This window comes from Corynebacterium sp. ACRPS (assembly GCF_022346005.1).
Classification (GTDB): domain Bacteria; phylum Actinomycetota; class Actinomycetes; order Mycobacteriales; family Mycobacteriaceae; genus Corynebacterium.
This window is the reverse complement of sequence record NZ_JAKRMY010000045.1, coordinates 1-722: the sequence shown is the minus strand read 5'-3', so window position 1 is coordinate 722 and position 722 is coordinate 1. Positions and strand designations below refer to the sequence as shown.

The window sequence follows — 722 nt, the reverse complement described above, 5'->3', positions numbered from 1 at the left end:
TGGACTCGGAGTCTAGGGACTTTGTGGACGCGGAGTCTCCCCGCTTTTTGGGCGGGGAGTCCACGGAGTTTTTGTACTGGTGCTAGTTTGGCTTCTTCCGGCGGCTTGGCCGTGGCCCAGAGAGGTTGGGTTTTAGCTCTGGGGGTTGTCGGTGCCACATGCCGACAACGTGGTTTATGTTGATTTGACCGCCGGGTGGACGCTGATTCAGTTGGATTGGTAGCGGAAATGAAAACAGTTTCTCACCGTCGTGATCAGTAAAAAATTCCACATAGTCATCGGCTACGCTGCTGTAGATGGCTCGATTTTTGAAGCGCAGCCCGACGTAGAGGCCGTGTCCCATGACGCGTACCACCCCGCTTTTGTTGATCCACAGCTTGTCCGGGATAGGCCAGAGTGCATTTACACCGGTAGAGCTTGGCATTACGGTTGAGGAATCGGCATGGGGTGTATCTTGCTGGATCGCCTGAGTGTCGTTACTTGGTGCCCTGTCTGAAGCTGCAACTTCAGGCAGGGCATTATCTGTTGCGACCACTGTGTCGGCTGCTAAGGCATCTGCCTGGTTGTCGGGGTGAATCCGGTGATATTGTTTCGCGATTTTTGTCCATAAAAAATCTGGGTCAATCGGCTGCGTCGGTGGCTGGGCATGCGAGATAATCTCCCAGGCTTGGGCTGGGGTGATGTGCATCTTGCCCCTGAGAAGTCCTTGGTGGCGACGGCGT

General features: G+C 54.8%; 1 pseudogene. It reads right to left on the bottom strand.

Annotated features, from left to right (window positions below):
* Positions 1-82 precede the first annotated feature (82 nt).
* Positions 83-722: pseudogene (locus tag MHX65_RS11490) on the bottom strand (transposase); the annotation flags it as partial.